Here is a 23,361-nt window from a genome sequence, read left to right as displayed (position 1 = left end):
GTGAGGTTTTTACGTACGAGGCGGAACCGTCAGGCAGTGACCACGAACCTCGGAACGCGGATCGACCTCCTGTTGGGGAGCGTCGCGAGCACGGAGGCCCGCATCGCCGTGACGGCCGGCATCCTGCTCGCGACGCTTGCCGTCGGCTGGCTGCTGCTGCCGCGCGGTGTCCGGGCGGCGGAGCGCGTCACGTCGCGCTGGGTGGTGCGGTTCCTCGACGACCGCGGCGAAACCTCGGTCGAGACGATGCGGGAGGCGGTCCCGGTGTCGTTCGCGTTGCGGCTGATCGTCGGCCTCTCGCAGCTCGCGCTGTTCGCGCTCGCGGCCGTCGCCGTCCTGACGCTCTGGGGGCAGTTCTCCGTCGTCGTCACGGTGCTGCCGGTCGCGGAGCGGGCCCTCACCGTCGGCGGGCAGGCGGGGCTCTCGCTTCTCCTCCTCGGCGCGGCGTACGTCGCGAGCAGCGTGTTAGACGAGTACGTCTCGGCGCTCTCGGCCGACAGCGACCGGATCACCGCCCACCAGGAACAGCTGCTCAGCCGGATCATGCAGGTGGCCGTCCTGATCCTCGCGGGGATAACCGTCCTCGGCATCTGGGGCGTCAACCTCGGCGGCCTGCTCGTCGGGGCCGGCTTCCTCGGCATCGTCCTCGGGATGGCGGCCCGTCAGACCCTCGGATCGCTCATCGCCGGGTTCGTGCTGATGTTCGCGCGCCCGTTCAAGATCGGCGACTGGGTCGAGATCGGCGACGAGGAGGGGTTCGTCACGGAGATCACGATCATGAACACCCACATGCGCAACTTCGACGGCGAGTACGTCGTCGTCCCCAACGACCTGGTCACCAACCAGGCGATCACGAACCGGAGCCGCGAGGGGCGCCTCCGGATCCACATGGAGGTCGGGATCGGCTACGACGACGACCCCGAGGCGGCGAGCGAGATCGCCGAGGACGTGCTCGCGGGGATCGACTCCGTGGCCAACAACCCGAAACCGTACGTGATCCCCTCGGGGTTCGGCGACTCCGCGATCCTGCTCGATCTCCGCTTTTGGATCGATCCCCCGACCCCGCAGGCCCGGTGGCGCTCGAAGGCGGCCGCGGTCGAGGAGATACAGGAGCGGTTCGCGGACGCCGGGATCTCCATCCCGTACCCCCAGCGGACCGTCTCGTATCACCCGGAGACGAACGAAGCGTCGGACACCGTTGAGCGCGTCGAGCGCTCGAAAGACGGGGACGGACGCCCGAGCGATCGCCCGGCCTAGGCGGGTCGCGAGTCGTCCGGGGCGTACTTCGGCGCGCTCGGCGGCCCGGCGCGCTCAGAGATCAGACACGCTGGTGTAGCCGCTCGGCAGATCCGTGCCTCGCCCGGCGAACAGCTGTTCGAACCGGCCGATCCGGTCGAGGATGTACCCGAGCGCCGCGACGAGCGAGTCCGCCCCGATAGAGAGGAGGTGGCGAGCGCCGCGAACCCGGTCGGTGTGGTAGAAGCTGGTCTCGCCTTCGGGCTCCGTGTTCCGTTCCGGCATCACTACCAGTTCCTGTCGGGTGGGGCCGTGGTGGAAGATCAGTACGTCGGTGAGCGTGCCGCGCCCGTAGGTGACCATGTCGTACCGCACGTCCCAGTCCGGCGGCGTCCGGTCGGCGAGCGCGTCCGTGTCGACGACGTTGCGCATCGTCGTCGCCGTGGAGACGGTCTCTAGGTCGACGCCCGCGCGACGCTTGAGCCAGTCGAGCAGCCGCGAAACGAGGTCGCGGAGCCCGGCCGGCGCCGAGAACCGCCCGCCAGCCCGCTCCTGCGGCAGCGACCCCCGCGTCGTCTCGATCGACTCGTCCATACCGTGACTCGCGCTCTCGGTATGCTAATAGGTATCGGTCGCTGCGGTCCGATCCGCCGACCCTGGTCCGTTACCGCCCGCCCCGCTACCGCCCGCCTCGCTACCGCCCGCCCCGCTACCGCCCGCCCCGCGGCCGCCCGCCCGCTACCGCTCGCGCCCGAACCCGGCCGCGAAGGTCGCCTCGTCGACCGCGAGGACCGTCGGCCGCCCGTGCGGGCAGGCGTAGGGGCGGTCGCACTCCCCGAGGCGGTCGAGGAGCGCGCGCAACTCGCCGTCGTCCAGCTCGCCGAACTCCCCCCGTCTCAGCGACGGGTGACAGGCCAGGTCCGCGAGCAGCGCCTCTCGCCCGCCCTGCGGCGACTCGCCGTTCCCGACCGCCGCGAGCGCGTCCCGGAACGCGTCGGCGTCGGCCGTCCGCCCGAACGGCGCCGGAACGGCCCGAAGCCGCAGGGTGCCGCCGCCGAACGGCGTCGTCTCGAAGCCGAGCGCGGCGAGGGCGTCGGCGTGTGCCTCCGCGGCCGCCGCCTCGTCGGCCGACAGCGACACCGTCGCCGGGGGGTCGAGTTCGGCGGTCGCTATCGGCTCGCCGTCGACGGCTCGGCCGAGTCGCTCGTAGTTGACGCGCTCGTGGGCGGCGTGGCCGTCGATCACGAGCAGCTCGTCGCCGGCCTCGACGAGGACGTAGAGGTCGCGGAACGTGCCGATCGGCTCGGCGTCCGCGAACGGCGTCGGGCGCTCGCCCTCCGCGCCGCCGACCGGGTCGAGCGCCCCGTCGAGCCCGGTGTCGACCTCGGCGGTCCGTCGGAGGTCGGCGCCGGTGAGCGCGTCGGCGACCACCGACGCGACGGCGTCGGCCACCGCGTCGGCGTCGCGGAGTCCGACCTCCCGCTTCGCCGGGTGAACGTTCGGGTCGACGCGGGCGGGCGGCAGCGACACGTCGACGGCCGCCACCGGCTCGCGCCCGGTCGGGAGCAGCCGGCCGTACCCCTCGCTGACCGCGGCGGCGAGGCGGTCGTTCCGGACCGGGCGCCCGTTCACCGAGACCCGAACGTGGTCCCGCGAGGCGCGCGTCACCGACGGGTACGCCAGCGCGCCGGTGACGGCTATCGAGGGCGGACCGCTTCCGGACTCGCCGCTCGCCCCGCCACCGTCGATGTCGGCGCTCGCCGCGAGCGTCGTCGAGCGGCTCGCGGTCTCGCGGTCGTACACGCCCAGGAGCGCCTCGGTGACGCCCGCGCCCGGCGTCGATAGGGTCTGCGAGCCGTCGTGGTCCAGCGTGAACGCCACCGTCGGGTTCGCGAGGGCGTAGTCCGCGACGAGTTTGGAGATCCGGGCGAACTCCGTCGCGGCCCCCGCGAGCGACTCCCGGCGCGCCGGCCGGGTCGCGAAGAGGTCCTCGACGACGACCGTGGTGCCGCGGGCGCGTCCGGCGTCCGTGACTGCCGGCTCGCCCGTCTCGGCGCCGGTCACCGTCCCGTCGACGGTCACCCGCGTCCCGACCGCGTCGCCGTCGTTGGTGACGAGTTCGAGTCGGGCCGCCTCGCTGATGGCGGCCAGCGCCTCGCCGCGGAAGCCGAGCGAGTCGACGCCGACCGGGTCGCCGTCGGGGGCGAGCTTGCTCGTCGCGTGGCGCTCCACGGCGAGGCGGGCGTCCTCGCGACTCATCCCGTGACCGTCGTCTGCCACGCGGACCCGCTCCGTCCCGTCGCCGTCGACCGCGACCCGGACCCGCGACGCCCCGGCGTCGAGCGCGTTGTCGAGCAGTTCGCCGACGACGCGGGCCGGTCGGGTCACCACCTCGCCGGCCGCGATGCGGTCGACGGTGGCCGGGTCGAGCCGGCGGACGGGGCTCGGCCTCTCCCCTCGCCCCTTCGCGTCCCGGTCGTCACTCGTCATCGGTGGCTCGCGACTGGAGGTCGTGGAGGGCGTTCAACGCCTCGATGGGCGTCATCCGGGCCAGGTCGAGCGCGCGCAGGTCGTCGGCCAGGTCGGTCGACGCGGCGGGCTCGTCACTCGACGCGGCGGCGTCGGTCGCCTCGCGGTCGGTCGCGGGCGGGTCGGCGGCCGACTCGTCGCCGCCCCGCTCCGCTTCGCGCGCCGAGTCGCCCGGCTCGCTCGCGTCCGCCTCTTCAGCGAGGAACTCCCGGAGCGAGGCGTCGCCGGCCGCGTCGTCCTCGTCCGGCCCCGTCGGGTCGGCGGCGGGCTCGGACCCACCGTCTGCCTCGTCGGCGACCAGTTCGCGGGAGCGCTCGACGACCGGCGCCGGCACGCCCGCGAGTTCGGCGACCTCGACGCCGTACGACGACGAGGAGGCGCCGGGGGCGACCCGGTGGAGGAACGTCACGTCGCCGTCTTCGCGGGTCGCGGTGAAGTGGAGGTTGAAGACGCAGTCGCGCTCGGCCGCGAGGTCGGTCAGGTCGTGGTAATGTGTGGCAAACAGCGCGGTCGCCGCGAGCTCGTCGTGAACGAACTCGGCGGCGGCGCGGGCGATGGCGCGCCCGTCGGTCGTCGCGGTGCCGCGGCCCACCTCGTCGAGGAGGACGAGCGAGTTCGGGCCGGCGTCGTGGAGGATCTCGGTCAGTTCGCTCATCTCTCGCATGAACGTCGACTGCCCGCCGGCGATGTCGTCCGAGGCGCCGACGCGGGTGAACAGGCGGTCGAAGACGGGCAGCGAGGCCGCCTGTGCGGGGACGAAGGAGCCGGTCTGCGCGAGCACGACCGCGAGCGCCACCGACCGCATGTACGTCGACTTCCCGCTCATGTTCGGCCCCGTGATGACGGCGATCGACCCCCGCGGGAGGTCGGCGTCGTTCGGGACGAACGACTCCTCGGTGCGCTCGACGACCGGATGGCGGCCCCCCTCGATCTCGACGCCGGCGTCCTCACCGGTCCGGACCGTCGGCCGAACGTAGTCGCGCTCGACCGCGACCGTCGAGAGCGACCGGAGCGCGTCGATCTCGGCTATCGCGTCTGCAAGGTCCTGAATCCGTTCCGTCTCGCCGGCGACGCGCTCGCGGACGTCGACGAACAGCTCGTACTCCGTGGCGTCCGCGCGCTCTGCGGCGCCGACGATCTCCTCTTCGCGCTCTTTTAATTCCGGAGTGTAGTAGCGCTCGCTGTTTTTCAAGGTCTGTCGGCGGCGGTAGTCGTCCGGAACGCGGTCGAGGTTGGCGTCGGTCACCTCGATGTAGTAGCCGTGGACCTGGTTGTGGCCGACCGAAAGCGAGTCGATACCGGTGCGCTCGCGCTCGGCGGCTTCCAGATCTGCGACCCACTCGCGGCCCTCTCGTTCGGTCGCGCGGAGCGCGTCGAGGTCGTCGTCGAACCCCTCGCGGATGACGCCGCCCTCGGTGATCTCCGGTGGGGGATTGACGGCAATCGCGTCGTCTATCAGCTCCCGAATCTCGGCGAGCTCGTCGAGGCGGTCGCGGAGGTCGCGGAGGTGGTCGGTGCGGGGGTAGCCGTCGGTCTCGTTGGCCGGCTCGCTCGTCCCACGCTCACCCTCGACCTCGTCTCCCTCCGCGAGTGTCGCTTTTAACTCCGGCACGACCGCGAGCGTCGCGTGCAGCGAGCGCAGGTCCCTCGCGTCGGCGCGCCCGCGGGAGATCCGACCGACGAGGCGTTCGAGGTCGTAGGCGGCCCCGAGCGCGTCGGCGAGTTTCTCGCGCACGACGGTGCGGTCGGCCAGTTCACCGACCGCGTCGTGGCGGCCCCGGATCGCATCGGCGTCGACGAGGGGGCGCCGCAGCCACCGTTCCAGACACCGCCGCCCGAGCGCGCAGCTCGTCTCGTCGAGCGCGTCGAACAGGGTGTCGCTCGCGCCCAACCCGCGGTTCTCGAACAGTTCGAGGCTGCGCTGGGCGGCCGCGTCGAGTCGCAGGCGGTCGCGAGGGTCGTACCGGCGGATCCGGGTGACGTACGAGAGCGGCCCGTCGTCGCCTTGGGTGTACTCCGCGTAGGCGAGGACCGCCCCGGCGGCTCGGAGTTCGGCGTCCCCGTCGAACCGGCGGTCGGGGGCGGGGAGATACGGCTCCAGTCGCTCGACCGCCGCGCGTCGCTCGAAGGCACCGGGGTCGTAGTCGTGGGTCGTCCAGCCGCGCTCGGCGTCCGCCGGCGCGAACTCGGGCGCGTCGGGGCCGGCGATGAGCTCCGCGGGGGCGATCCGGTCGAGTTCCTCGGCCACGTCGTCGCGGTCGCCGGCGGTGACGAGACACTCGCCGGTCGAGACGTCGACGGCGGCGAGGCCCACGGAACCCTCCGAGCCGGGGTCGCCCCTCGCCACCGCCGCCACGTAGTTGGTCGTCCCCGCCTCCAGCAGGTCGTCCTCCACGACGGTTCCGGGCGTGATCACCTCGGTGACGGCGCGGTCGACGAGGCCAGAGGCCTGATCCGCGTCCTCCACCTGGTCGCCGAGGGCGACGCGGTACCCCGCGTCGAGTAACGATTCGAGGTAGGGCGCGGCGTTGTCGATGGGGATGCCTGCCATCGGGTAGTCGCCGGTCGAGTCGGAGCGCTCCGTCAGCGTCACCTCGCAGACGCGGGCGACCGCCGCGGCCGCCTCGCAGAACGCCTCGTAGAAGTCGCCGACCTGGAACAACACGAGCGCGTCCTCGTGGGCCGCACACAGGTCGGCGTACTGCGAGAGCATCGGCGTCAGTTCTTCGCGGGCGGCGGCGATTCCCGGCGGGAGCCCGGCCACCGCCTCGCGGTCCGCAGTCGGCATACCACGAACCCGGTCGGCCGCGGTGATAAACGGTGCGGAGTCGGGGGGTGAACGCGCCCGAAGCCGGAGAACTAAGTCGCTCGCCGACACCTGTCAACGCATGTCACTTACAGCAGATCCGATAGCTCTGGCGGTGCTCCTGACGAACACCGTCGTCGGCGCCACGCTGGTGTTCGGCGCCTACAGCCTCAAAGACCGCGTCCTCGGCTGGATAAGCTGGCTCGGCGGCGCGATGGTCGGCGGGTTCGTCGGGTGGGTAGTCGTCCCCGAGGTGACGACGGCCCCGCTCGGCGGGGGCGAGCGGCTGGTCCTCGCCGGCGTCTCGGTGTTGGCCGGCACCATCCTCGGCCGCATTTTCATCCCACTGGCGGCCCGGTTTGCGGTGTCGATTGCGGCGTTCCTCTTCGCGACCCTCGCCGTCTTGGTGTTGACCGCCGGCGAGTCGCTCCTGCGGCGGTTCTACAATCCCCAGGCGACCGGGATCGACGCGGTCGCGGTCGACGCGGCGCTCCAGTCCTCGCTGCTCTCACAGCCCGAGTTCCAGCAGTTCCTCCTCGTCGCGCTCCTCGTCGGCGCCGTCGCCGGGCTCTTGGCGTCGCGCTTCTACGATCTCATGATCACCCTGTCGCTTCTGGGGCTCGGCGCCGGGCTCGTCGCCATGACCGTTCCCGTCTGGATGGCGGTCGCCGCCGGCGAGCCCGTGGCCTTCGTCCGGCAGGCGACGCTGTCGAACGGGACGTTCGCGGCGGTGTTCGTCCTCGGCGCCGCCGTGCAGGTCGTCCGCCACTCGGACGTCGAACTCGGCGAGGACGGGCTCTTCGCCTGACCGACGGCCGCGGGGGTGCGCCCGAGCGCTTACAACCTTGGCGCCCCAATAACGCGTGTGACGAATCGTTCGATCGTCGTCGGCATGGCAGCGACGTTCATCGGGTTGACGGCCCTCCTGCTCGTCGCGGGCGTCGTCGTCTCGCCCGTCCTGTTGGCGGTCGCCGTGCCGTTCGGGATCCTCTCGTACTTCCTCTGGTACCACGCCAGCGGACGGCTACAGGACCGAGTTCAACGGGAGGCCGCGCGGGCCGGCCCCGACGAGCGAGCGCGAGCCAGACAGCGGGCGCGAGCCGCCGAACACCGGCGCTCCGCCTACCGGTCGGCCGGCGCGACGGACGGCGGCTTCGGTGGCGGGGCGGCGGGCGCGCGCTCCGCCCGCGGTCCCGGCGGCGACCGTCGCGACCGCGCCCCGTCGACGAACGCGATGACCGACCGAGAGGCGTACGCGGCGCTCGGCCTCGATCCGACCGCCGACAGCGAGACGGTCCGGACGACCTATCGAAAGCAGGCGAAGCGGCTCCACCCGGACGGCGAGGAGGGCGACGAGGAGGCATTTAAAAAGCTGAACAAGGCGTACGAGCGGCTCTCGGACTGAGGGGCCTCGGGCTCTCGCCGCTCTCGTCGTTCTCGCCGGTTTCTCGCGGCGACCCCCTCGCTCACGAGTCGTCTCCGTCGTCGGCAACCGCCCGAATCGCGCGCTCCGCCGCCGCCAGTTCCTCCTGCGTGTTGACGTTGGTGAAGGTCCGGTCCGTGGTGCGTTCACGGATCGTCGCGTCGTCGACGACGGCGTACTCGAGGTCGGCTATCGGTGCCAGTATCTTCCGGTCGCCGCGGGCGAGCGCTCGCTCGCAGGCGGCCGCCATCGGCGCGGCCCGGTACACCGCCTGCGTCGTCTGAAACCAGCGGTCGTCGAGTTGCGGGATCGCGGCGTCACGGCCCGCGGCGTCGCCGGCGAGCGCCGCGAGAAACCCCGGATCGACGAACGGCATGTCGCAGGCGACGACGGCGACGTACTCGCCGGTCGCGGTCCGACAGGCGTTCCCGATGCCGGCGACCGGCCCCAGATCCGGCTCGTCGTCGAGCGCCCAGCGACGGGGGACGGAGAGCCCGTCGAGCGCGGCGTCTATCGCCGCCCGCTGGTCGGGTCGGCAGTTGACCACGAGCTCGTCGACGACCGGCTCGCCGCCCGCCGCGCGGTCCGCACCCGGCGGGACGGGGTCGTCGGCGCCGACGAGTCGGTCGGCGACGCGCCGGACGAGCGGGACGCCCGCGAGCGCGGCGACGGCCTTGTCGCGGTCGCCGAAGCGCGTCGACCGGCCTCCGGCGAGGATGGCTCCGGTTGTCACAGTCCGCTTTCGACGGCGAGCGACTTCGCGGTTGCGGTCGCCCCGAAACGCCGCACCGCGCCGGCGACGAAAACGGTCGTCTGAGTCCCCTGTGCCGGGTCAACGACGGCGCCGCGGCGTGGGTCAAAGCGACCCGTTAAGTGTCCGGCGACCCTTGCTTAGACCATGGCAGAGGCCACGGATTTAGAGGAGCTGAAGCGGGGGACCGACCTGGTCAAGCGCGGCTTCGCGCGGATGCAGAAAGGCGGCGTCATCATGGACGTCGTCAACCGCGAACAGGCCCGGATCGCGGAGGACGCCGGCGCGGTCGCCGTGATGGTGTTGGAACACGTCCCGGCCGACATCCGCAAGCGCGGCGGCGTCGCCCGGATGCCCGACCCCGAGCGCGTCCCCGAGGTCATCGACGAGGTGTCGATCCCGGTGATGGGGAAATCGCGTATCGGCCACCGCAAGGAGTCGGAGATCCTGGAGGCGCTCGGCGTCGACATGATCGACGAGTCGGAGGTGCTCACGCCCGCCGACGACGAGTACCACACCGACAAACGCGACTTCTCGTCGCCGTTCGTCTGCGGCGCCCGCAACCTTCCGGAGGCGCTCCGGCGCATCCGCGAGGGCGCGGCGATGATCCGGACGAAGGGCGAGGCCGGCACCGGCGACGTGAACCAGGCGGTCCAACACCAGCGCACCATCAAAAACCAGATCCGGACGCTCACCGGACTCAACTACGAGGAGCGCGAGAAGTGGGCCCGCGAACACGGCGCCCCCCGCGACCTGGTTCACGAGACCGCCGAGGCCGAGCGCCTCCCGGTCGTCAACTTCGCTGCCGGCGGCATCGCGACCCCCGCGGACGCCGCGCTGATGATGTACCACGGCTGTGATGGCATCTTCGTCGGCTCCGGCATCTTCGGCGCGGAGGACCCCGAAGCGATGGGCACCGCCATCGTCGAGGCCGTCAACAACTGGGACGACCCGGAGGAGCTCGCCCGCATCGCGAGCGGTACCGGCAAGGGGATGAAAGGGCAGTCGAACGAGGACATGCCCGAAGAGGAGAAACTGCAGAGCCGCGGCGTCTGAGCGCAACTCCTTTTAAATAACTCTCGCACCCTCTGCGGTCGCGTAGCCTCGGCTGGGTGCGTCGTCGTCTCGGGGGGCGGGTTTCGGCTTCCGTCCCGAGCGTTGCTCCCTCCGCGTAGCCATGCCGTCTGTACCGGCCCTCGGTAGACGCCGGAGCCCCCGTGCCGCGACTGTGACCGCGCCGAAACCGGCTCCGCCTCGGGTCGCTGCGCGGCTGCTGGGGCTGTCGAGTATATTTAAAAATACGAATACGATATTGAAACGACGCTATTTCAAGGATGTTATCTGCCGAATTATACGGTACCGACCGTACCTCCTCGATGGCTCGATGGAGTCAGCCGAGTGAGTAGAAATTCAGCCGTTAGGGTGCCCTAAAGTATTATTCTCCGGGTCTTGAAGCACTCTGTGTAATCGTCGCGGCGAGCGGTTCGATAGGTCGCCTCCGAGCGCCGGTCGCCGCTCTCGGATCGGTCGTACGCGTCTCGGTGCCTCGCTAGGGGCTTATGTGTGCTTTTAGCCCTTCTGGGCCAGATCTACTCCGCTCTTCGGGTTCTTGATCTCGAAATACATTGACTCGTAGTCATATATTTTTTCAATACTATATACAAATCTGGTAGGTCGGCGCGAACGGCGGGTCACACTCACCTCACCGCAACGAGCGTAGCGACATCGGTTTTCACCGACGCAGGTTGAGCAAATTCCATTACACTCGTATAGATGTAACAGCGTGCGCTTCGAGCACTCGACGCGACGGCGACGCCCGCAGATACACGCTGATCGAACGGTCGTTCTGTGCTCCCGAACGACTACGAGTACGTCGCTCGAATCCCGATGATCTGTGCGGACTGTGCCACCATCTCGGGGACCTCCTCGCGGTACCACGTCCCCTTCATCCGGGTCGTCGGTCCCGAGACGCTGATGGCGCCGAGGACGCGGTCGTCGTCCGCGGAGAGGATCGGCGCGCCCACCGCGCGCATCCCCACGGTTCGCTCCTCGTCGTTGAACGCGTACCCGCGCTCCGCGATCTCGTCGAGTTCGGCCCGGAGCGATTCGACCTCGGTCAGCGTGTCCGGCGTCTGCTCCGTGAAGCTGATCGCCTCCAGCACCTCGTCTAAGCGGTCGTCGGGGAGGTGCGCGAGGTACGCCTTCCCGACCGACGTGGCGTGGAGGTCGACGACGGTTCCGATGTGCGAGTCCGTCCGCACCGCCTGGTCGGCCAGCGACTGGTAGACGTAGATGCCGACGCCGTCGTCCTCGACCATCACCTGCGCGCGCTCCCCGACCGCCTCGACCAAGCTGTCCGTCTCGGGTTTGGCGACGTGGTACAGGTCGTGATGCTGGCGAGCCCGGTCGCCGAGCCCGAGGAACTGCAGCCCGAGCCGGTACTCGTCGCCGTCCTGCACGACGTACCCCAGACTCCGGAGCGTCTGGAGGTGGTTGTGGACCGTGCTCTTCGAAATCGGCAGCGACTCCGCCAACTCCGAGACGCCACACCCGCCGCGTTCGCCCAACTGTTCGATGATACTGAACGACCGTTCTGTCGCCCCGACCGACGCCGCGTTTGGTGTGTCGTCGCGTGCCATACGTACCCGATCGCTCGGGCGGGTAATGTATCTGTCGCGTCCGTTCTGCCTGCCAAAACGTTCGTTCTGTCTTACAGGCTGAGCGCGTCGACCGTCGACCGAACCGGTCGCTCCGCCACGGCGTCGAGGGCGTCGAGCGCCGCGTCGACGCGCTCGTCGTCGCCGGTCTCGCCCGTTCTGAGCCCGTGCGCCAGCAGCGTTCGGTTCCGCGCTCTGTACGCCGCCTCGGGCATCGGGTCTCGGTAGTCGCCGCGAGGGTAGTCGCGGGCGCCGCGCAGCGTGGTCCCGTCATCCAGTTCGACGGCGACGCTCGCGCCCCACGACTCGGGGAAGGCCGCCTCGTACCCGTCGTCGGCGCGCAGGTCGACGCGCGCGGCCACGCCCCTGACCGTCTCGTCGGCCAGCGCTTCGGGAGTGAAATGGTCGAGTTCGACGCCGCCCTGACAGAGGTACGTCGCCAGCACGTACGGCGCGGAGAACTTCCCGGCGGTCATCGTCTCCGGCGCGGCGTGTGCCATGTCGGTCGCGTTGGCGAACGTCCGGACCGTGATCGACTCGACGGCGCTCGGGTCCACGTCTCGCCCGTCTATCGCCTCGCGAAGCGCGTCGAGCGGCGGGTGGGTGTACCGACAGGAGGGGTAGGGTTTGACGTAGTGTTCCGCGACCGCCCACTCCTCGCCGAGCGTCTCGAACTGGCTGGTGAACCCCCCCGGAAGCAGCTCCTCGAAGGGGTCGTACACCGCCTCGATGGCCGCCTCCGAGCCCTCGACTCCCGCCATCGCCGTGAGCGCCGCGGTCACGCCGGCCTGCGCGGAAAAGCCCGCAGTGAAGTTCCGGGCCGTCGGCCCCTCGGCGTACGGGTCGTGCATCGAGACCACCGCGAGGTTCGCCGCGATCCGGAACGTCTCGCGCAGCTCCTCGTCGGTCGCGTCCAGACAGAGCGCGCTCGTCACCGCCGGCCCGACCGTCGTCCACGTCGAGTGCGGGTTCCGGACGAGCCACGGGATCGCGTCGTTCATCCGGGCTTTCATCGCGAATATTGCCCGTTCGAGGCGCACACAGACCTCGTAGGCCTTCGTACACGCGTCGACGAACGTCTCGCCGTCGACGTCGTTCGCCTCCGCGGCCGCGAGCCCCCCGGCGACGATCCCGGCACCGACGTGGCCGCCCGTGTTGTGCCCCTCCTCCACCTCCTGTGCGATGGCGGCCGCGGCGTTCGTCATGGCGGCCTGCGGCGGGGCGACTCGCCGGTCCGTCCCGAGGATCGTCGCCTCGCCCGCCGCGAACGACGCGCCCGTCGCGACCCCGGCGACGCCCGGCGCCGCCGACCCGGCCACGGCGGCCGCCAGCACGTCCGCGACCACCGCCCGCCCGTGTTCGCGAGCCGTCGCGTCGACGGGCGCCGCGAGGAAGTCGCCGACGGCTCGCTCCCACTCACGTGTGTGTGCTCGTGCCATACTCGGAGGACGCGCGTCGCGGACAAAAGCGTATGGGGCGACGGGGCCGAGAACGGTCGGACGCTACCGGCTCGCGAGCGTACAGAGGACGCGCGGCGGCGCCGGCGTCCTGGCGCGCTCCCAGAGCGTGGCCGCCCGGTCCGCCCCGATCACCGGCGCGACCAGGTCCCGGAACTTCGCTTCGAGCCGCGCCTCCTCGAAGGGGTTGTGTTCGCCCCCGCGCGGCGCGGCGACCTCGTGTGACCGTCGCCCGTCCGCGGTCTCGACCGTCACGCGGGCGCCCCGCTGTTCGGGGGCACGGGCGGCGAACTCGTCGTCGACGGCGACGGTCACGCGCTCGGCTAAGGCGATGGCCTCGGGCGTTATCGCCTCGTCCGTGAACGCGGGCGGCCCGGAGTCGCCGCGAAGCAGCGCCGTTGCGACCGCGAACGGGATCGAGAACTTCGCTTGCAGTTGGTTCCGCGGCCGCGGCTCCGTCAGCCGCGCGGCCGCCGGGTACGTCTCGACGCGGACCGACTCGACCGCGCTCGGGTCCACCTCGGCTTCGAGCGCCGCGACGGCGTCCAGCGCCGGGTGCGTGTACCGGCACGCGGCGTGGATCTTGAAGTACCCGTGTTCGATCTCCCACCGGTCGCCCAGCCCGGCGGTGAGGGCCGACTCGTCGACGTCGCCCGCGGCGGCGTGTTCGAGGTGCCGGGCGACCCCGTTCCGGAGGCCGCCGAACCCGGCTTCGGCCTGATCGGCGGCGACCAGCGCCGCGAGGTTGCTCATGCCCGCGTAGGCGTTCCGCACGGTCGCGCCCTCCGTCGCGGCCTCGAACCGGGTGTGTTGGGCGTAGTTCGCCGCGATCGCCATGGCCGACCGCGTCGTCTCCGGGTCGAGCTCGCGCGAGCGGGCCACCGCGGCCGCGCCGCCGACCGCCCCCCACACGCCGTGCGGGTGGTACCCAGACTGGAGCGTGCCGAGCGCGCGGGCGGTTCGGACGGCGACCTCGTACCCCGCGACGAACGAGCGCACGAACGCGTCGCTGTCGCCGTACCCGATCTCCGCGTCGGCCAAGAGCGCCGGCAACACGTGAATCGCGGGGTGGCCGGCGGCGAACCGGTGTCCCTCGTCGAGTTCGAGGACGGTCCCCGCCGCGCCGTTACACAGCGCCGCGAGCGGCGGGACCGTCTCGCCGCCGTCGGCGCCGATGACCGTCGCCCCGCCCGAGACGCCGTCGGTCCAGCGCCGCGCGAGCGCGCCGACCGCGTCGTCGGTCGACCCCGCGACGATCGCGCCGAGCGTGTCGGCGACGGTGAGCCCCACGCGGTCGCGGACCCGGTCTGGAATCGCGTCCGTCTCGAGCTCCGCGGCGAACGTCGCCAGCTCGCGGTCGGGCTCAGGCGGCATCGTCGTCCAAGAGGTCGGTGCGCGCCCGGAGCAGGTCGACGAACCGGGACGGCCACGAGATGACGCCCTTCGGGCTGTACAACACGATCGCGATGAGGATGGCCCCGTAGACGGCGTTGTTCAGTCCGGGAATCTCGAAGGACTGCCGGACGAACTCGCCGACCGGGATGACGATGAGCGACCCCACGATCGGCCCGAGGACGGTGCCGACCCCGCCGACGATGGCCGGCAGGAGAATCTCGACGTTGACGAGCAGGTCGAACACCGTCGAGGGGCGGATCGTGTTGAAGTACATCGCCCAGAACGCGCCGGGCCACGCGGTAAAGAAGGCGCTCACGGCGACGGCCAGCAGCTTGTACCGGTACGTCGGGACCCCGATGGCGGCCGCGGCCTGCTCCCGCTCGCGGATCGCGAACAGGTAGTAGCCGAGCTGCGACCGGTTGATCGCGAGCGACACGACGGTGACGACGGTCAGGAACCCGAGGATCAGGTAGTAGTACGGGAGGTCGCCGGTGAACTGGAACGCGGCCAGCCCCGGCCCGTCGGCGTACTCGCGCGCGAGCGGCCGGAAGAAGCCGCTCGCGCCGCCGAGCTGCGCGACGTTCGTGAACACGTAGCGTAACAGCTCCGCGAACGCCAGCGTCGCCAGCGCGAAGTAGTGGCCCTCCAGGTCGTATCGGAAGGTCAGCGCGCCGATTAGCAACCCGTACACCGCCGCGATGACGCTGCTGAGGAGCATCCCGACCCACGGGGAGATGCCGAAGGTCCCGGTGAGGATGATCGTCGTGTAGGCGCCGAGTCCGAAGAACGCGGCGTGCCCGAACGAGAACTGCCCGGTGTACCCGGACATGATGTTCCACGCCTGCGCGGTCGTCGCCCAGACGAGGGTGATGATGAGCATGTTCAGGCTGAGCCACCCCAGCGGCGCGACTCCGAACAGCGCGAGCTGCCGGAGGAACGGCACCGCGGCGAGCACGAGGAGGCTCACCGCGACCAACGCCGGGAGCGCGTACCACTCGTCTCGGAACGCGCCGTATCGATCGACGGCGCGGGAGAGCGCGTTACTCATCGGCGCTCCCTCCGAGCAGTCCTTCCGGTTTCACGAGCAACACGAGGATGAATGCGAGGAATATCACGATCTGGTAGGTGGAACCGCCCAAGTACGCTCCGCCGAACACTTGGATGAAGCCGATGATGAGCCCGCCGACGAACGCGCCGGGGAAGGAGCCGAGCCCCCCCAACACGACGACGACGAACGCGTTTATCAGGTACTGGTCGCCGAGCGCCGGCGTGAACGACTGGAAGAGGGGGATCACCCCTCCCGCGAGCCCGGCCAACGCGGCGCCGATCCCGAACGTGAGCGCGTCGATCCGCGGGACGTCGATCCCGACGTACTGCGCGCCGTCGCGGTTGTCGGCGGTCCCGCGGATCGCCCGGCCCAGCATCGTCCGCTGGAGGAACAGCCACGTTCCCGACAGCGCGATGAGTGCGATGACGAGCGCGTACAGCTGTCCCCGCGGCACGAACACGCCGGAGAGTTCGAGCGAGCCGAGGTCGAGCCCCAGCTGTCGGGGGTCAGAGCCGAAGATCATCTCGACGCCGCTGACGAGGATCAACAGGACGCCGAAGGTGACGATGAGCTGGTTCTCCTGTGGCGCGTCGATGATGGGCGCGATCGTCGACCGGTAGATACCGATGCCGACGGCGAAAAGCAGCACGACGGCGAAGGGGATCGCGAAGAACGGCGAGAGCCCCGTGGCGTCCGAAAACACGAGCACGGCGTACATCGCGACCACCATCAGCGCGCCGTGCGCGAAGTTGATCACGTCCATCACGCCGAAGATCATCGTCAGCCCCAGCGCGACGAGGCCGTATATCCCCCCGAGCAACACGGCGAACACGAAGTACTGCGCGAAGATCGTCGGAGACGGAAGCGAGAGCCCGAGAACGGCCGGCGCCGCGGTCGCGTCGAGCGCGCCGACGACGGCGGCCGCTTCCCGACCGCAGGCGTCAAGGAAAAACGAAGAGAGCATGTGGGTCAGAACTGCACGTCGGACTCAGCGAACTCCTCGGGTGCGATGACGCGGTCTCTGAGGTCCTGGACCTGGAACAGCGGGGCGAGCGAGTTCTCGTTTTCGCCGTTGTCGGCGAAGGTGATCGGCGGCATCGCCGCGATGTGATCCTCGACGGTGATCTCCCCTAACGCGTCGTTGATGTCGTCGGGGTCGGCCGACCCCGCCTCCTCTATCGCCGCGATGATGACCTGGGTCGCCGCGTAGGTCATCGCGACGTTCGCGTCGAAGCTGGTCTCGAACTCGGACTCGAAGCGCGACCGAACCTCGCCCGCGGCGTCGGAGGTCGGGTCGAGCGCGAAGTTGGTCGCGAACCCGCCCTCGACGGTGTCGCCCATCTCTTCGAGCGCGCTGACGTCGTTCATCGCCGCGTTCGAGCAGCCGGTGACGTACTTCGGCTGGTAGTTCTGGTTGTTCATCGCGTTGACCAGCTCGATCGTCTCCTGCCGGTAGGTTGTCGCGATCACCGCGTCGGGGTCGGCGTCCCGCAGCGTCGTGACCTGCGTGTCGGCGGTTTCACCGAAGCCGATGGCGGTCTCGGCGACGATCTCGATGTCGTTGGCCGGCAGTTCCTCACGGAGCGCGTCGCGCACCGACTGGCCGAAGCTGATGTCGATGTAGAACAGTCCCGCGGTCTCAATCTCCTCGCCGGCGTTCCGGATCGCGTCGGCGAGCAGGCGCGCGTGGTCGACCGCCATCTGGTTCGCCGGCGGCTGGGGTCGGTACGCGTAGTTCAGCTGCGTCTCCTGTAAAATCGAGTTGGCCACGGACACCGAGATGACGAACGGGACGCCCGCGCTCTCCGCGGTTCGGGTCGCCGCGCTCGTCACCGGCGAGGAGTAACAGCCGGTCAACACGCTCGCGCCCTCGTCGATGAGCTCCTGTGCGACCTCGCCGCCGAGCTCCTGTGCCCCCTCGTTGTCCCCGCTGACGACGCTGAGTTCCGCGCCGTCCAGCGACTCGATGCCGCCCGCCTCGTTTTTGATCATCGCCGCCAGTTTGACGGCCTGATCCATCCGCTCGCCGGTGTTGCTGAGCGATCCGCTCAGCGGGTGGTTCGAGCCGATGATCACCTCGTCGGGCGCGTCGCTCCCGTCGCTCCCGTCGCTGCTGCCGCTTCCATCGCCACCGTCGCTGCCGTCACTCCCGTCGCTGCCGTCGCCGCCACCACCGCCACCACCGCCACCACCGTTGCTGCTACAGCCGGCCAGCGCACCGGTGACGCCGGCGGCGCCGCTGTATTTAACGAACGAGCGTCTACTGACACGATCTGCGGGATTGTCTCCCATATACGTCTTGTGTGAGACGGGTGCACATATAGTTTGTTACGAAAGATTGTGATTAGTTCTGCGGCTCGCGGCGGTGACGAGCGTACCCGGTGAGCCGGGCGGCGACACGGACGACGAGTAGGGAACCGAGTCGGCGAGCGTCAGTCCAGTCCGAGGTACAGCTCCACGAGGTCGTCTTCGTCGGTCAGGTCGTCGGGCGTCCCCTCGAACTGGAGCTGCCCCTGCGCCAAGATGTAGACGTAGTCGGCGATCCGCAGCGCCTCGCGGACGTTCTGTTCGATGAGCACGACCTGTGCGCCGCTTTCGACGAGCCGCCGGGTCATCTCGAACACCTGGTCGATGAGGGAGGGGGCCAGCCCGCTCGACGGCTCGTCGAGGAGGTACACCTCCCCGCCGGTCATCATGGCGCGCCCGTAGCTGAGCATCATCTGCTGGCCGCCCGACAGCGACCGCCCCTTCTCGTCGAGTTTGCCTTCCAGCTCCGGGAACGCCGACAGGACCTCGTCGAACCGCTCTTCGCGGACGGTCCCGTCGTCGACGGTGTACCCGCCGAGAAGGAGGTTCTCACGGACGGTGAGGTTGCCGAAGATGCCGCCGTCCTGCGGGAGCATCGTGACCCCGCGGTGGACGTTCTCGGCCGGCCTGTTGCCGGTCAGGTCGGTGCCGCGGTGCTTGACCGTCCCCTCCCACGCCGGGACGACCCCGGCGAGCGTCTTCAAGAGCGTCGACTTCCCCGACCCGTTCGGCCCGAAGACGCAGGTGACGCCGTCCCGGCTCTCGACCGAGACTCCGTCGACGACGCGGTGGTTCCCGTAGCCGCTGACGAGGTTCTCGCCGACGAGCCACGACTCCCCGTCGGCCTCCGCCCCGACCTCGGAGAGCGCGGACGCGGCGCTCGCCGCGGCGCCCGTCGCCGCAGCCTCGGACGACGCGCCCGCACTCCCGGCGGCTACCGCGCCGCCGCCGGCGGCCGGCGTCGGGTCCGCGGCCGCGTCGTCGACGGCGGCGCTCCCCGTCTCCCCCTCCTCCTCGCCGATGAGCGTCTCCAGCGACGCGTCGTGGTCGGCCGCGCCCCCGAGGTACGCGTCGCGGACGCGCTCGTCGCTCGTCACCGACTCGAAGTCGCCCTCGACGAGGACCTGTCCCTGGTTGAACACGGTCACGCGGTCACAGACGTCCGCGATGACCCGCATGTCGTGTTCGATGATCACAAAGGTCGTGCCGCGGTCGTTGAGCGTCTCCAAGTGGTCGAGCAGGCGGTTCCGCAGCGAGGGGTTGACGCCCGCGGTGGGCTCGTCGAGCATCACGCAGGCCGGTTCGAGCATCAGGATGCGTCCGAGTTCGAGCAGTTTCTCCTGACCGCCGGAGACCCCGCCGGCCTCCTGGTCGGCGACGTGGTCGATCTCGAGGAGTTCGAGCAGTTCGTCGGCGCGCGAGCGCTTCTCGTCGGGGACCCGAACCCCGGAGCGGAGCCCTCCGGTGAACACGGCGAGCATGTTCTCCTTGACGGTGAGATCCTCGAAGGGCGACGGGATCTGAAAGGTCCGTGCGAGCCCGCGCCGCGCGATCTCGTCGGGCTTCCAGCCGGTCACGTCCTCCCCGTCGAACCTGACGGTGCCGCCGTCGGGGCGGTAAAAGCCCGTGACCGTGTTGAAAAACGTCGACTTTCCGGAGCCGTTCGGCCCCATGATGCCGTGGATCGTGTCCGCCTCGACGGTCACGGAGAGCTCGTCGTTCGCGACGAGGGAGCCGAATCGCTTGGTTAACCCCTCGGTCGCTAAAATCGGGCGAGTCATACCCGAACGTCACCGCACGTGCGAATAAACGTTTTCCCGCCAGTCAGTGACACACGGTTGACTGGTACTGACACGCTCCCGTCCCGCAGCGACGCGCCCGAACGCGGCCGGCGCGCCCCGCTCACTCCACCGTGGCCCGCCCGCCGTCGACGAGAATCGTCTCGCCCGTGACGAACGAGGCCTCGTCGCCCGCGAGGAACGTGACGACGCTCGCAACCTCCGTCGGCTCGCCGAGCCGGTCGAGCGCCGCGAGCCCGCGGAACCGCTCGCGCGCCGCGTCGTCTTCGGCGTACGGCGCGGTCATCGGGGTCTCGATGAACCCCGGCGCGACGGCGTTGGCGCGGACCCCGTCCGCGCCCAGTTCGGCGGCGAGCGCCCGCGTCAACCCCTCCAGTCCGGCCTTCGTCGAGGCGTAGCCAGCGCGCTCCGCCCCCCCGATCTGCCCGTAGATCGACGAGATGTTGACGATCGCGCCGCCGGTCTCGCGCAGGTGCGGCGCGGCCTCGCGGACGATCCGGAACGGCGCGGTGAGGTTGACATCCATCGAGCGCTCCCACGGCTCGCCGTCGTGGGTCTCGATCGGCTCGCGGGCGACGATCCCGGCCACGTTGACGACCACGTCGATGCGCCCGGTGTCGGCCGCGCGCTCGACCAGCGCCGCGACCGCCGCGGGGTCGGTCACGTCGGCGTCCACCGGCTCGAACTCCCCCGCGTGGTCCGTACAGGCCGCGACGGTCTCCGACTGGTCGAGGCGGTCGCCGCCGACCACCGTCGCGCCGCGCTCGGCGAAGCGGACCGCACAGGCGCGGCCGATACCCCGAGCCGTGCCGGTGACGAGCACGGTGTCGCCGGCGAACGACGGCTCCGGCGTCGTCTCGCTCGCCGTCACGATTGCTCGCTGAGCGACCGGGCGGCGTGTACGCCGGCCAGCCGTCCGAAGCCCATCGCCGTCGTGAGCCCGTTCCCGGAGAGGTAGCCGGCGGCCCCGTGGCCGCTGATGCCCGTCGCGGTGCCGCCGCCGGCGTAGAGGCCGTCGACGGTCGAGCCGTCCTCGCGGAGCACTCGCGCGTGCTCGTCGACGACGAGCCCTCCCTGCGTGTGGAACAGCGACCCGGTCACCTCGGTCCCGTAAAAGGGGGCCGAGAGGACGTTCCGGCCGTCCTCGCGGCCGACCTCGTCCGGCTCGCCCGCCTCGACGGCCGCGTTGTACGACTCGATTGCCTCGCGGGTCGCCTCCGGGTCGCAGCCGAGTTCGGCGGCGAGTTCCTCGACGGTGTCGGCGCTCGTGTACGAGCCGAGGTCGACGGCGCGGTCGAAGTCGTCGAACTCGCCCTGCAGGCGCTCGAAGATGCGCTCGTCGAATATCTCGTAGGCGACGCCGCCCTCCTGACGGACCACGTCGACCGCGAACTGCGAGTACCCCTTCGACTCGTTCCCGAAGCGCTCGCCGTCGGCGTTGACGAGGACGCCGCCGTTCATCACGACGGCGTATGTCGACAGCGCGCCCGTCCCGCTGACGACGGTCGCGTGCCCCTGGAAGGCGTCCATCGACGCGAGGGCGCCGCCGAGTTCGGCGCCCCAGCGGATCCCGTCCCCGGTGTTGCCGTCGGAGCCGTAGTAGAGCGCGTCGGCGATGTCGTCCTCGCAGTGCGCGCGGACCATCTCCCGGTTCCCCGCGAAGCCGTCGGTGGCGAGTATCACCCTGTCCGCCCGGATCGCCTCCTCGCGGACCGACCCGGCGACGACGCCCTCGACGGCGCCGTCCTTCGCGACCAGTTTGGTCACTGGCGTGTTCGTCAGCAGTTCCGCGTTCGCTCGCGCTTCGATCCGGTCGCGCATCTCGGCGACGAGGTTCTCGCCGTTGCGTCCCGGCGGCGCGTGCATCCGGTACTCGGAGTGTTTCGGGTATTTAAAGTCGTCAACGAGGTGCAACGAGATGTCCCAGTCGTCCACGAGCCAGTGGACCAGATCGACGCTGCTCTCACAGAGGTGTTCGACCAGCTCCGCGTCGGCCTCGTGGCCGTTCTTCTCCAAGATGTCTCGGGCCATGTCCGCCGGCTCCTCGTCGATCCCCGCCTCGCGCTGGAAGCGGGTGCCGGCCGCGGGGATCATCCCCGTCGACAGCGCGGCGTTGCCGCCGACCTCGGCGCTCTTCTCTAAGAGCGTGACCGTCAGGTCCTCGGCTTCGCAGGCCGCGAGCGTCGCCGTGAGCCCACACCCGCCGGCCCCCGCGACCAACACGTCGGTCTCGACGTCGAACTCGACCTCGTCGGTCGAGACGACCTCCGCGCTCGCGTCGTCTAACGTCCGCTGCTGCGGCTCCAAATCGGGCGACTCCATACCGTGACACTCGGAACCACGTCGCGTAAATCTACCGGTCGGCGGGGTGTCGCCGTTCGTGTGCCTACCGTGTTTCCCCGAGTCCGCGCCGCTGGCGACTGGTTTGGACGACCGCTGACCGGCATTTAAGTTCATGATGGTTCCATTTATATCTCTTTGGGTGTGTACAAGGACCATGGCCCGAACGCCACGCGAGACGGTCGAGGAGTTCTTCGAGCGGATGGGCGACCCGGACGAACGCGAGTCCGTCGGCGAGCTGTTCGCCGCCGACGCCGTGATCACGGTCCCCGGCGCACGGTTTTCGGGGCCCGAGGCAGCGGCCTCGTTCCTCGCCTTCCTCGAACCGCGATACGAGCGCGCCGGCAAGGCGTTCGGTCGCTGGACCGTCGCCGGGGGCCGCGTCGTCAGCCAGGGGACGCTCCACGGCGTCGACAACGACGGCGAGCCCTTCGAGGACGTTCGGTACGTCGACGTGTACGAGGTTAGCGAGGGCACCATCGACCGGCTCGACGTGTACAACGACCTCGCGGTCGAGGGGGTGGTCGAGCCGTGAGCGACGGAACCGACGAAGCCGACGCGACCCACTCCGAGCGCATCGGCGTCCTCTTCGCGCTTCGCGACGAGCCAGCCCTCGTCGCTCGCGCGGAGGAACTCGGCTACGAGAGCGCGTGGGCCGCGGAGGGACAGGGGAAGTCGGCGTTCGGCAAACTCGAACGCTGGGCGGTCCACACCGACCGGATCGGCCTCGCGACCGGCATCGTCAACGTGTTCTCGCGGACCCCGGCCGCCATCGCGCAGGCGGCGGCGACCCTCGACGCGCACTCCGGCGGGCGGGCGATCCTCGGGCTCGGCGTGGCACATCCGGGCGTCGTCGAGGGGTTCCACGGCGCCGACTTCGACCGCCCGCTGCCCCGGATGGACGAGTACATCGAACTGGTGCGCCGGTATCTGCGCGGCGACCCGGAGGGGTTCGACGGGAAGTTCTTCTCGCCGTCTCGGACCGCGTTCTGGGAGGCGTTCGAGCCGGAACGCGCGTCGATCCCCATTTATAACGGCGCGCTGGGGCCGGCCAACGTCCGACTCACCGGCCAGTTCGCCGACGGCTGGGTGCCGAATCTCTACCCGGACTCGCAGTTCGAGGAGGCGCTGACGTGGCTCGCCGACGGCGCGGCCCGCGCGGACAGAGACGTGGACGCCATCGACGTGGCGATGTACGTGCTGACCGCGGTCGACGAGGACCCCGAGCGCGCACGGCGGGCCGCGGCCGAACACGTCGCCTACTACCTGCGCGACATTCCGGGGTACTACGATCGCGCCGCCGAACAGGCGGGGTACGAGGAGGTCGTCGAGGCGGTCCGTGCGGCCCCCTCGCTCGAAGCCGGCGCCGACGCGGTCGCCGACGGGCTCCTCGACCACCTCGCGGTCGTCGGGACGCCGGCGGAGGCGCGCGCGCAGTTGGCCCACCTCCGCGAGATCGGCGTCGACCTCCCCATCGTCCGCGCGCCCGCCGGAAGCGACAGGGAGTGGGTCGAACGGACGCTGGCGGCGTTCGCGCCCTCGCGGTAGTCGCCGGCCCGCGGTCCGGCGGCGGTCCAGTTTCTCCCCACCCACAGAATTATGCGACTGCTCGA

Annotated in this window: 19 protein-coding genes; 6 read left to right on the top strand and 13 right to left on the bottom strand. The window is 70.4% G+C overall.

Going from position 1 to position 23,361, the window contains the following annotated elements; all coding sequences use genetic code 11:
* Positions 1 to 36 precede the first annotated feature (36 nt).
* The gene (locus DOS48_RS25240; RefSeq protein ID WP_193309256.1) at positions 37 to 1,257 is read left to right on the top strand and encodes a mechanosensitive ion channel family protein; all 1,221 of its coding nucleotides are present in this window, start codon (positions 37 to 39) and stop codon (positions 1,255 to 1,257) included.
* 54 nt (positions 1,258 to 1,311) lie between these two features.
* Here DOS48_RS25240 and DOS48_RS25235 read toward each other — a convergent pair whose 3' ends face one another.
* From DOS48_RS25235 to mutS, 3 genes are all read right to left on the bottom strand, one after another.
* A complete protein-coding gene (locus DOS48_RS25235) occupies positions 1,312 to 1,830 on the bottom strand; it encodes a hypothetical protein (RefSeq protein ID WP_127118355.1) in 519 nt (172 codons plus the stop codon).
* A gap of 144 nt (positions 1,831 to 1,974) precedes the next feature.
* A complete protein-coding gene (gene mutL / locus DOS48_RS25230; protein WP_127118354.1) occupies positions 1,975 to 3,726 on the bottom strand; it encodes a DNA mismatch repair endonuclease MutL in 1,752 nt (583 codons plus the stop codon).
* On the bottom strand, positions 3,716 to 6,553 hold the full coding sequence (mutS, locus tag DOS48_RS25225; RefSeq protein ID WP_127118353.1) for a DNA mismatch repair protein MutS: 2,838 nt from the start codon (positions 6,551 to 6,553) through the stop codon (positions 3,716 to 3,718). Before mutS ends, mutL begins: the two co-directional genes overlap by 11 nt.
* A gap of 100 nt (positions 6,554 to 6,653) precedes the next feature.
* On the opposite strand from mutS, the gene DOS48_RS25220 reads away from it, so the two are divergent.
* Both DOS48_RS25220 and DOS48_RS25215 read left to right on the top strand, forming a co-directional pair.
* Positions 6,654 to 7,379: a hypothetical protein gene (locus DOS48_RS25220; protein WP_244629341.1), complete on the top strand. Its 726-nt coding sequence runs from the start codon at positions 6,654 to 6,656 to the stop codon at positions 7,377 to 7,379.
* Positions 7,380 to 7,436: 57 nt separating this feature from the next.
* Entirely contained in the window at positions 7,437 to 7,976 is a 540-nt protein-coding gene (locus DOS48_RS25215; RefSeq protein WP_127118352.1) for a J domain-containing protein, read from the top strand.
* 61 nt (positions 7,977 to 8,037) lie between these two features.
* On the opposite strand, the gene DOS48_RS25210 is transcribed toward DOS48_RS25215, so the two are convergent.
* Complete coding sequence (locus DOS48_RS25210; protein WP_127118351.1) at positions 8,038 to 8,727, bottom strand: molybdenum cofactor guanylyltransferase; 690 nt, start codon at positions 8,725 to 8,727, stop codon at positions 8,038 to 8,040.
* Positions 8,728 to 8,892: 165 nt separating this feature from the next.
* On the opposite strand from DOS48_RS25210, the gene pdxS reads away from it, so the two are divergent.
* A complete protein-coding gene (gene pdxS / locus DOS48_RS25205; protein ID WP_127118350.1) occupies positions 8,893 to 9,801 on the top strand; it encodes a pyridoxal 5'-phosphate synthase lyase subunit PdxS in 909 nt (302 codons plus the stop codon).
* 806 nt (positions 9,802 to 10,607) lie between these two features.
* On the opposite strand, the gene DOS48_RS25200 is transcribed toward pdxS, so the two are convergent.
* The 9 genes from DOS48_RS25200 to DOS48_RS25160 form a co-directional block, all read right to left on the bottom strand.
* The gene (locus DOS48_RS25200; protein WP_127118349.1) at positions 10,608 to 11,384 is read right to left on the bottom strand and encodes an IclR family transcriptional regulator; all 777 of its coding nucleotides are present in this window, start codon (positions 11,382 to 11,384) and stop codon (positions 10,608 to 10,610) included.
* Between the two features lie 71 nt (positions 11,385 to 11,455).
* Positions 11,456 to 12,841, bottom strand: a complete 1,386-nt coding sequence (locus DOS48_RS25195) for an MmgE/PrpD family protein (RefSeq protein ID WP_127118348.1) — start codon at positions 12,839 to 12,841, stop codon at positions 11,456 to 11,458.
* A gap of 63 nt (positions 12,842 to 12,904) precedes the next feature.
* Entirely contained in the window at positions 12,905 to 14,233 is a 1,329-nt protein-coding gene (locus tag DOS48_RS25190; RefSeq protein WP_127118347.1) for an MmgE/PrpD family protein, read from the bottom strand.
* The gene (locus DOS48_RS25185) at positions 14,223 to 15,302 is read right to left on the bottom strand and encodes a branched-chain amino acid ABC transporter permease (RefSeq protein ID WP_127118346.1); all 1,080 of its coding nucleotides are present in this window, start codon (positions 15,300 to 15,302) and stop codon (positions 14,223 to 14,225) included. The genes DOS48_RS25190 and DOS48_RS25185 overlap by 11 nt, the downstream gene beginning before the upstream one ends.
* A complete protein-coding gene (locus DOS48_RS25180) occupies positions 15,295 to 16,266 on the bottom strand; it encodes a branched-chain amino acid ABC transporter permease (RefSeq protein ID WP_127118345.1) in 972 nt (323 codons plus the stop codon). Before DOS48_RS25180 ends, DOS48_RS25185 begins: the two co-directional genes overlap by 8 nt.
* Before the next feature lie 5 nt (positions 16,267 to 16,271).
* A complete protein-coding gene (locus tag DOS48_RS25175) occupies positions 16,272 to 17,594 on the bottom strand; it encodes an ABC transporter substrate-binding protein (protein WP_127118344.1) in 1,323 nt (440 codons plus the stop codon).
* Positions 17,595 to 17,734: 140 nt separating this feature from the next.
* Positions 17,735 to 19,390, bottom strand: a complete 1,656-nt coding sequence (locus DOS48_RS25170) for an ATP-binding cassette domain-containing protein (RefSeq protein ID WP_127118343.1) — start codon at positions 19,388 to 19,390, stop codon at positions 17,735 to 17,737.
* A 121-nt stretch (positions 19,391 to 19,511) separates the two neighbouring features.
* Positions 19,512 to 20,279, bottom strand: a complete 768-nt coding sequence (locus DOS48_RS25165) for an SDR family NAD(P)-dependent oxidoreductase (RefSeq protein ID WP_127118342.1) — start codon at positions 20,277 to 20,279, stop codon at positions 19,512 to 19,514.
* Positions 20,276 to 21,730 carry an FAD-dependent oxidoreductase gene (locus tag DOS48_RS25160; RefSeq protein WP_210755381.1) on the bottom strand — a complete coding sequence of 485 codons (1,455 nt, stop codon included), beginning with the start codon at positions 21,728 to 21,730 and terminating at the stop codon, positions 20,276 to 20,278. The genes DOS48_RS25165 and DOS48_RS25160 overlap by 4 nt, the downstream gene beginning before the upstream one ends.
* Before the next feature lie 175 nt (positions 21,731 to 21,905).
* Here DOS48_RS25160 and DOS48_RS25155 point away from each other — a divergent pair, with 175 nt between their 5' ends.
* Positions 21,906 to 22,283, top strand: coding sequence for a nuclear transport factor 2 family protein (locus tag DOS48_RS25155; RefSeq protein WP_127118341.1), 378 nt, complete (start codon positions 21,906 to 21,908; stop codon positions 22,281 to 22,283).
* Positions 22,280 to 23,296, top strand: a complete 1,017-nt coding sequence (locus DOS48_RS25150; RefSeq protein WP_127118340.1) for an LLM class flavin-dependent oxidoreductase — start codon at positions 22,280 to 22,282, stop codon at positions 23,294 to 23,296. Before DOS48_RS25155 ends, DOS48_RS25150 begins: the two co-directional genes overlap by 4 nt.
* The last annotated feature ends 65 nt before the right edge of the window (positions 23,297 to 23,361 follow it).

This window comes from Halorubrum sp. PV6 (genome assembly GCF_003990725.2).
Taxonomy (GTDB): domain Archaea; phylum Halobacteriota; class Halobacteria; order Halobacteriales; family Haloferacaceae; genus Halorubrum.
This window is presented reverse-complemented; position numbering and strand designations above follow the sequence as displayed.

What these genes read in the sequence shown, in the direction of transcription:
- DOS48_RS25235 (WP_127118355.1), bottom strand. Translation starts at nt 1,830, where the DNA reads ATGGACGAGTCGATCGAGACGACGCGGGGGTCGCTGCCGCAGGAGCGG.
- mutL (WP_127118354.1), bottom strand. Translation starts at nt 3,726, where the DNA reads ATGACGAGTGACGACCGGGACGCGAAGGGGCGAGGGGAGAGGCCGAGC.
- mutS (WP_127118353.1), bottom strand. Translation starts at nt 6,553, where the DNA reads ATGCCGACTGCGGACCGCGAGGCGGTGGCCGGGCTCCCGCCGGGAATC.
- DOS48_RS25220 (WP_244629341.1), top strand. Translation starts at nt 6,654, where the DNA reads ATGTCACTTACAGCAGATCCGATAGCTCTGGCGGTGCTCCTGACGAAC.
- pdxS (WP_127118350.1), top strand. Translation starts at nt 8,893, where the DNA reads ATGGCAGAGGCCACGGATTTAGAGGAGCTGAAGCGGGGGACCGACCTG.
- DOS48_RS25200 (WP_127118349.1), bottom strand. Translation starts at nt 11,384, where the DNA reads ATGGCACGCGACGACACACCAAACGCGGCGTCGGTCGGGGCGACAGAA.
- DOS48_RS25195 (WP_127118348.1), bottom strand. Translation starts at nt 12,841, where the DNA reads ATGGCACGAGCACACACACGTGAGTGGGAGCGAGCCGTCGGCGACTTC.
- DOS48_RS25190 (WP_127118347.1), bottom strand. Translation starts at nt 14,233, where the DNA reads ATGCCGCCTGAGCCCGACCGCGAGCTGGCGACGTTCGCCGCGGAGCTC.
- DOS48_RS25185 (WP_127118346.1), bottom strand. Translation starts at nt 15,302, where the DNA reads ATGAGTAACGCGCTCTCCCGCGCCGTCGATCGATACGGCGCGTTCCGA.
- DOS48_RS25180 (WP_127118345.1), bottom strand. Translation starts at nt 16,266, where the DNA reads ATGCTCTCTTCGTTTTTCCTTGACGCCTGCGGTCGGGAAGCGGCCGCC.
- DOS48_RS25175 (WP_127118344.1), bottom strand. Translation starts at nt 17,594, where the DNA reads ATGGGAGACAATCCCGCAGATCGTGTCAGTAGACGCTCGTTCGTTAAA.
- DOS48_RS25170 (WP_127118343.1), bottom strand. Translation starts at nt 19,390, where the DNA reads ATGACTCGCCCGATTTTAGCGACCGAGGGGTTAACCAAGCGATTCGGC.
- DOS48_RS25160 (WP_210755381.1), bottom strand. Translation starts at nt 21,730, where the DNA reads ATGGAGTCGCCCGATTTGGAGCCGCAGCAGCGGACGTTAGACGACGCG.
- DOS48_RS25155 (WP_127118341.1), top strand. Translation starts at nt 21,906, where the DNA reads ATGGCCCGAACGCCACGCGAGACGGTCGAGGAGTTCTTCGAGCGGATG.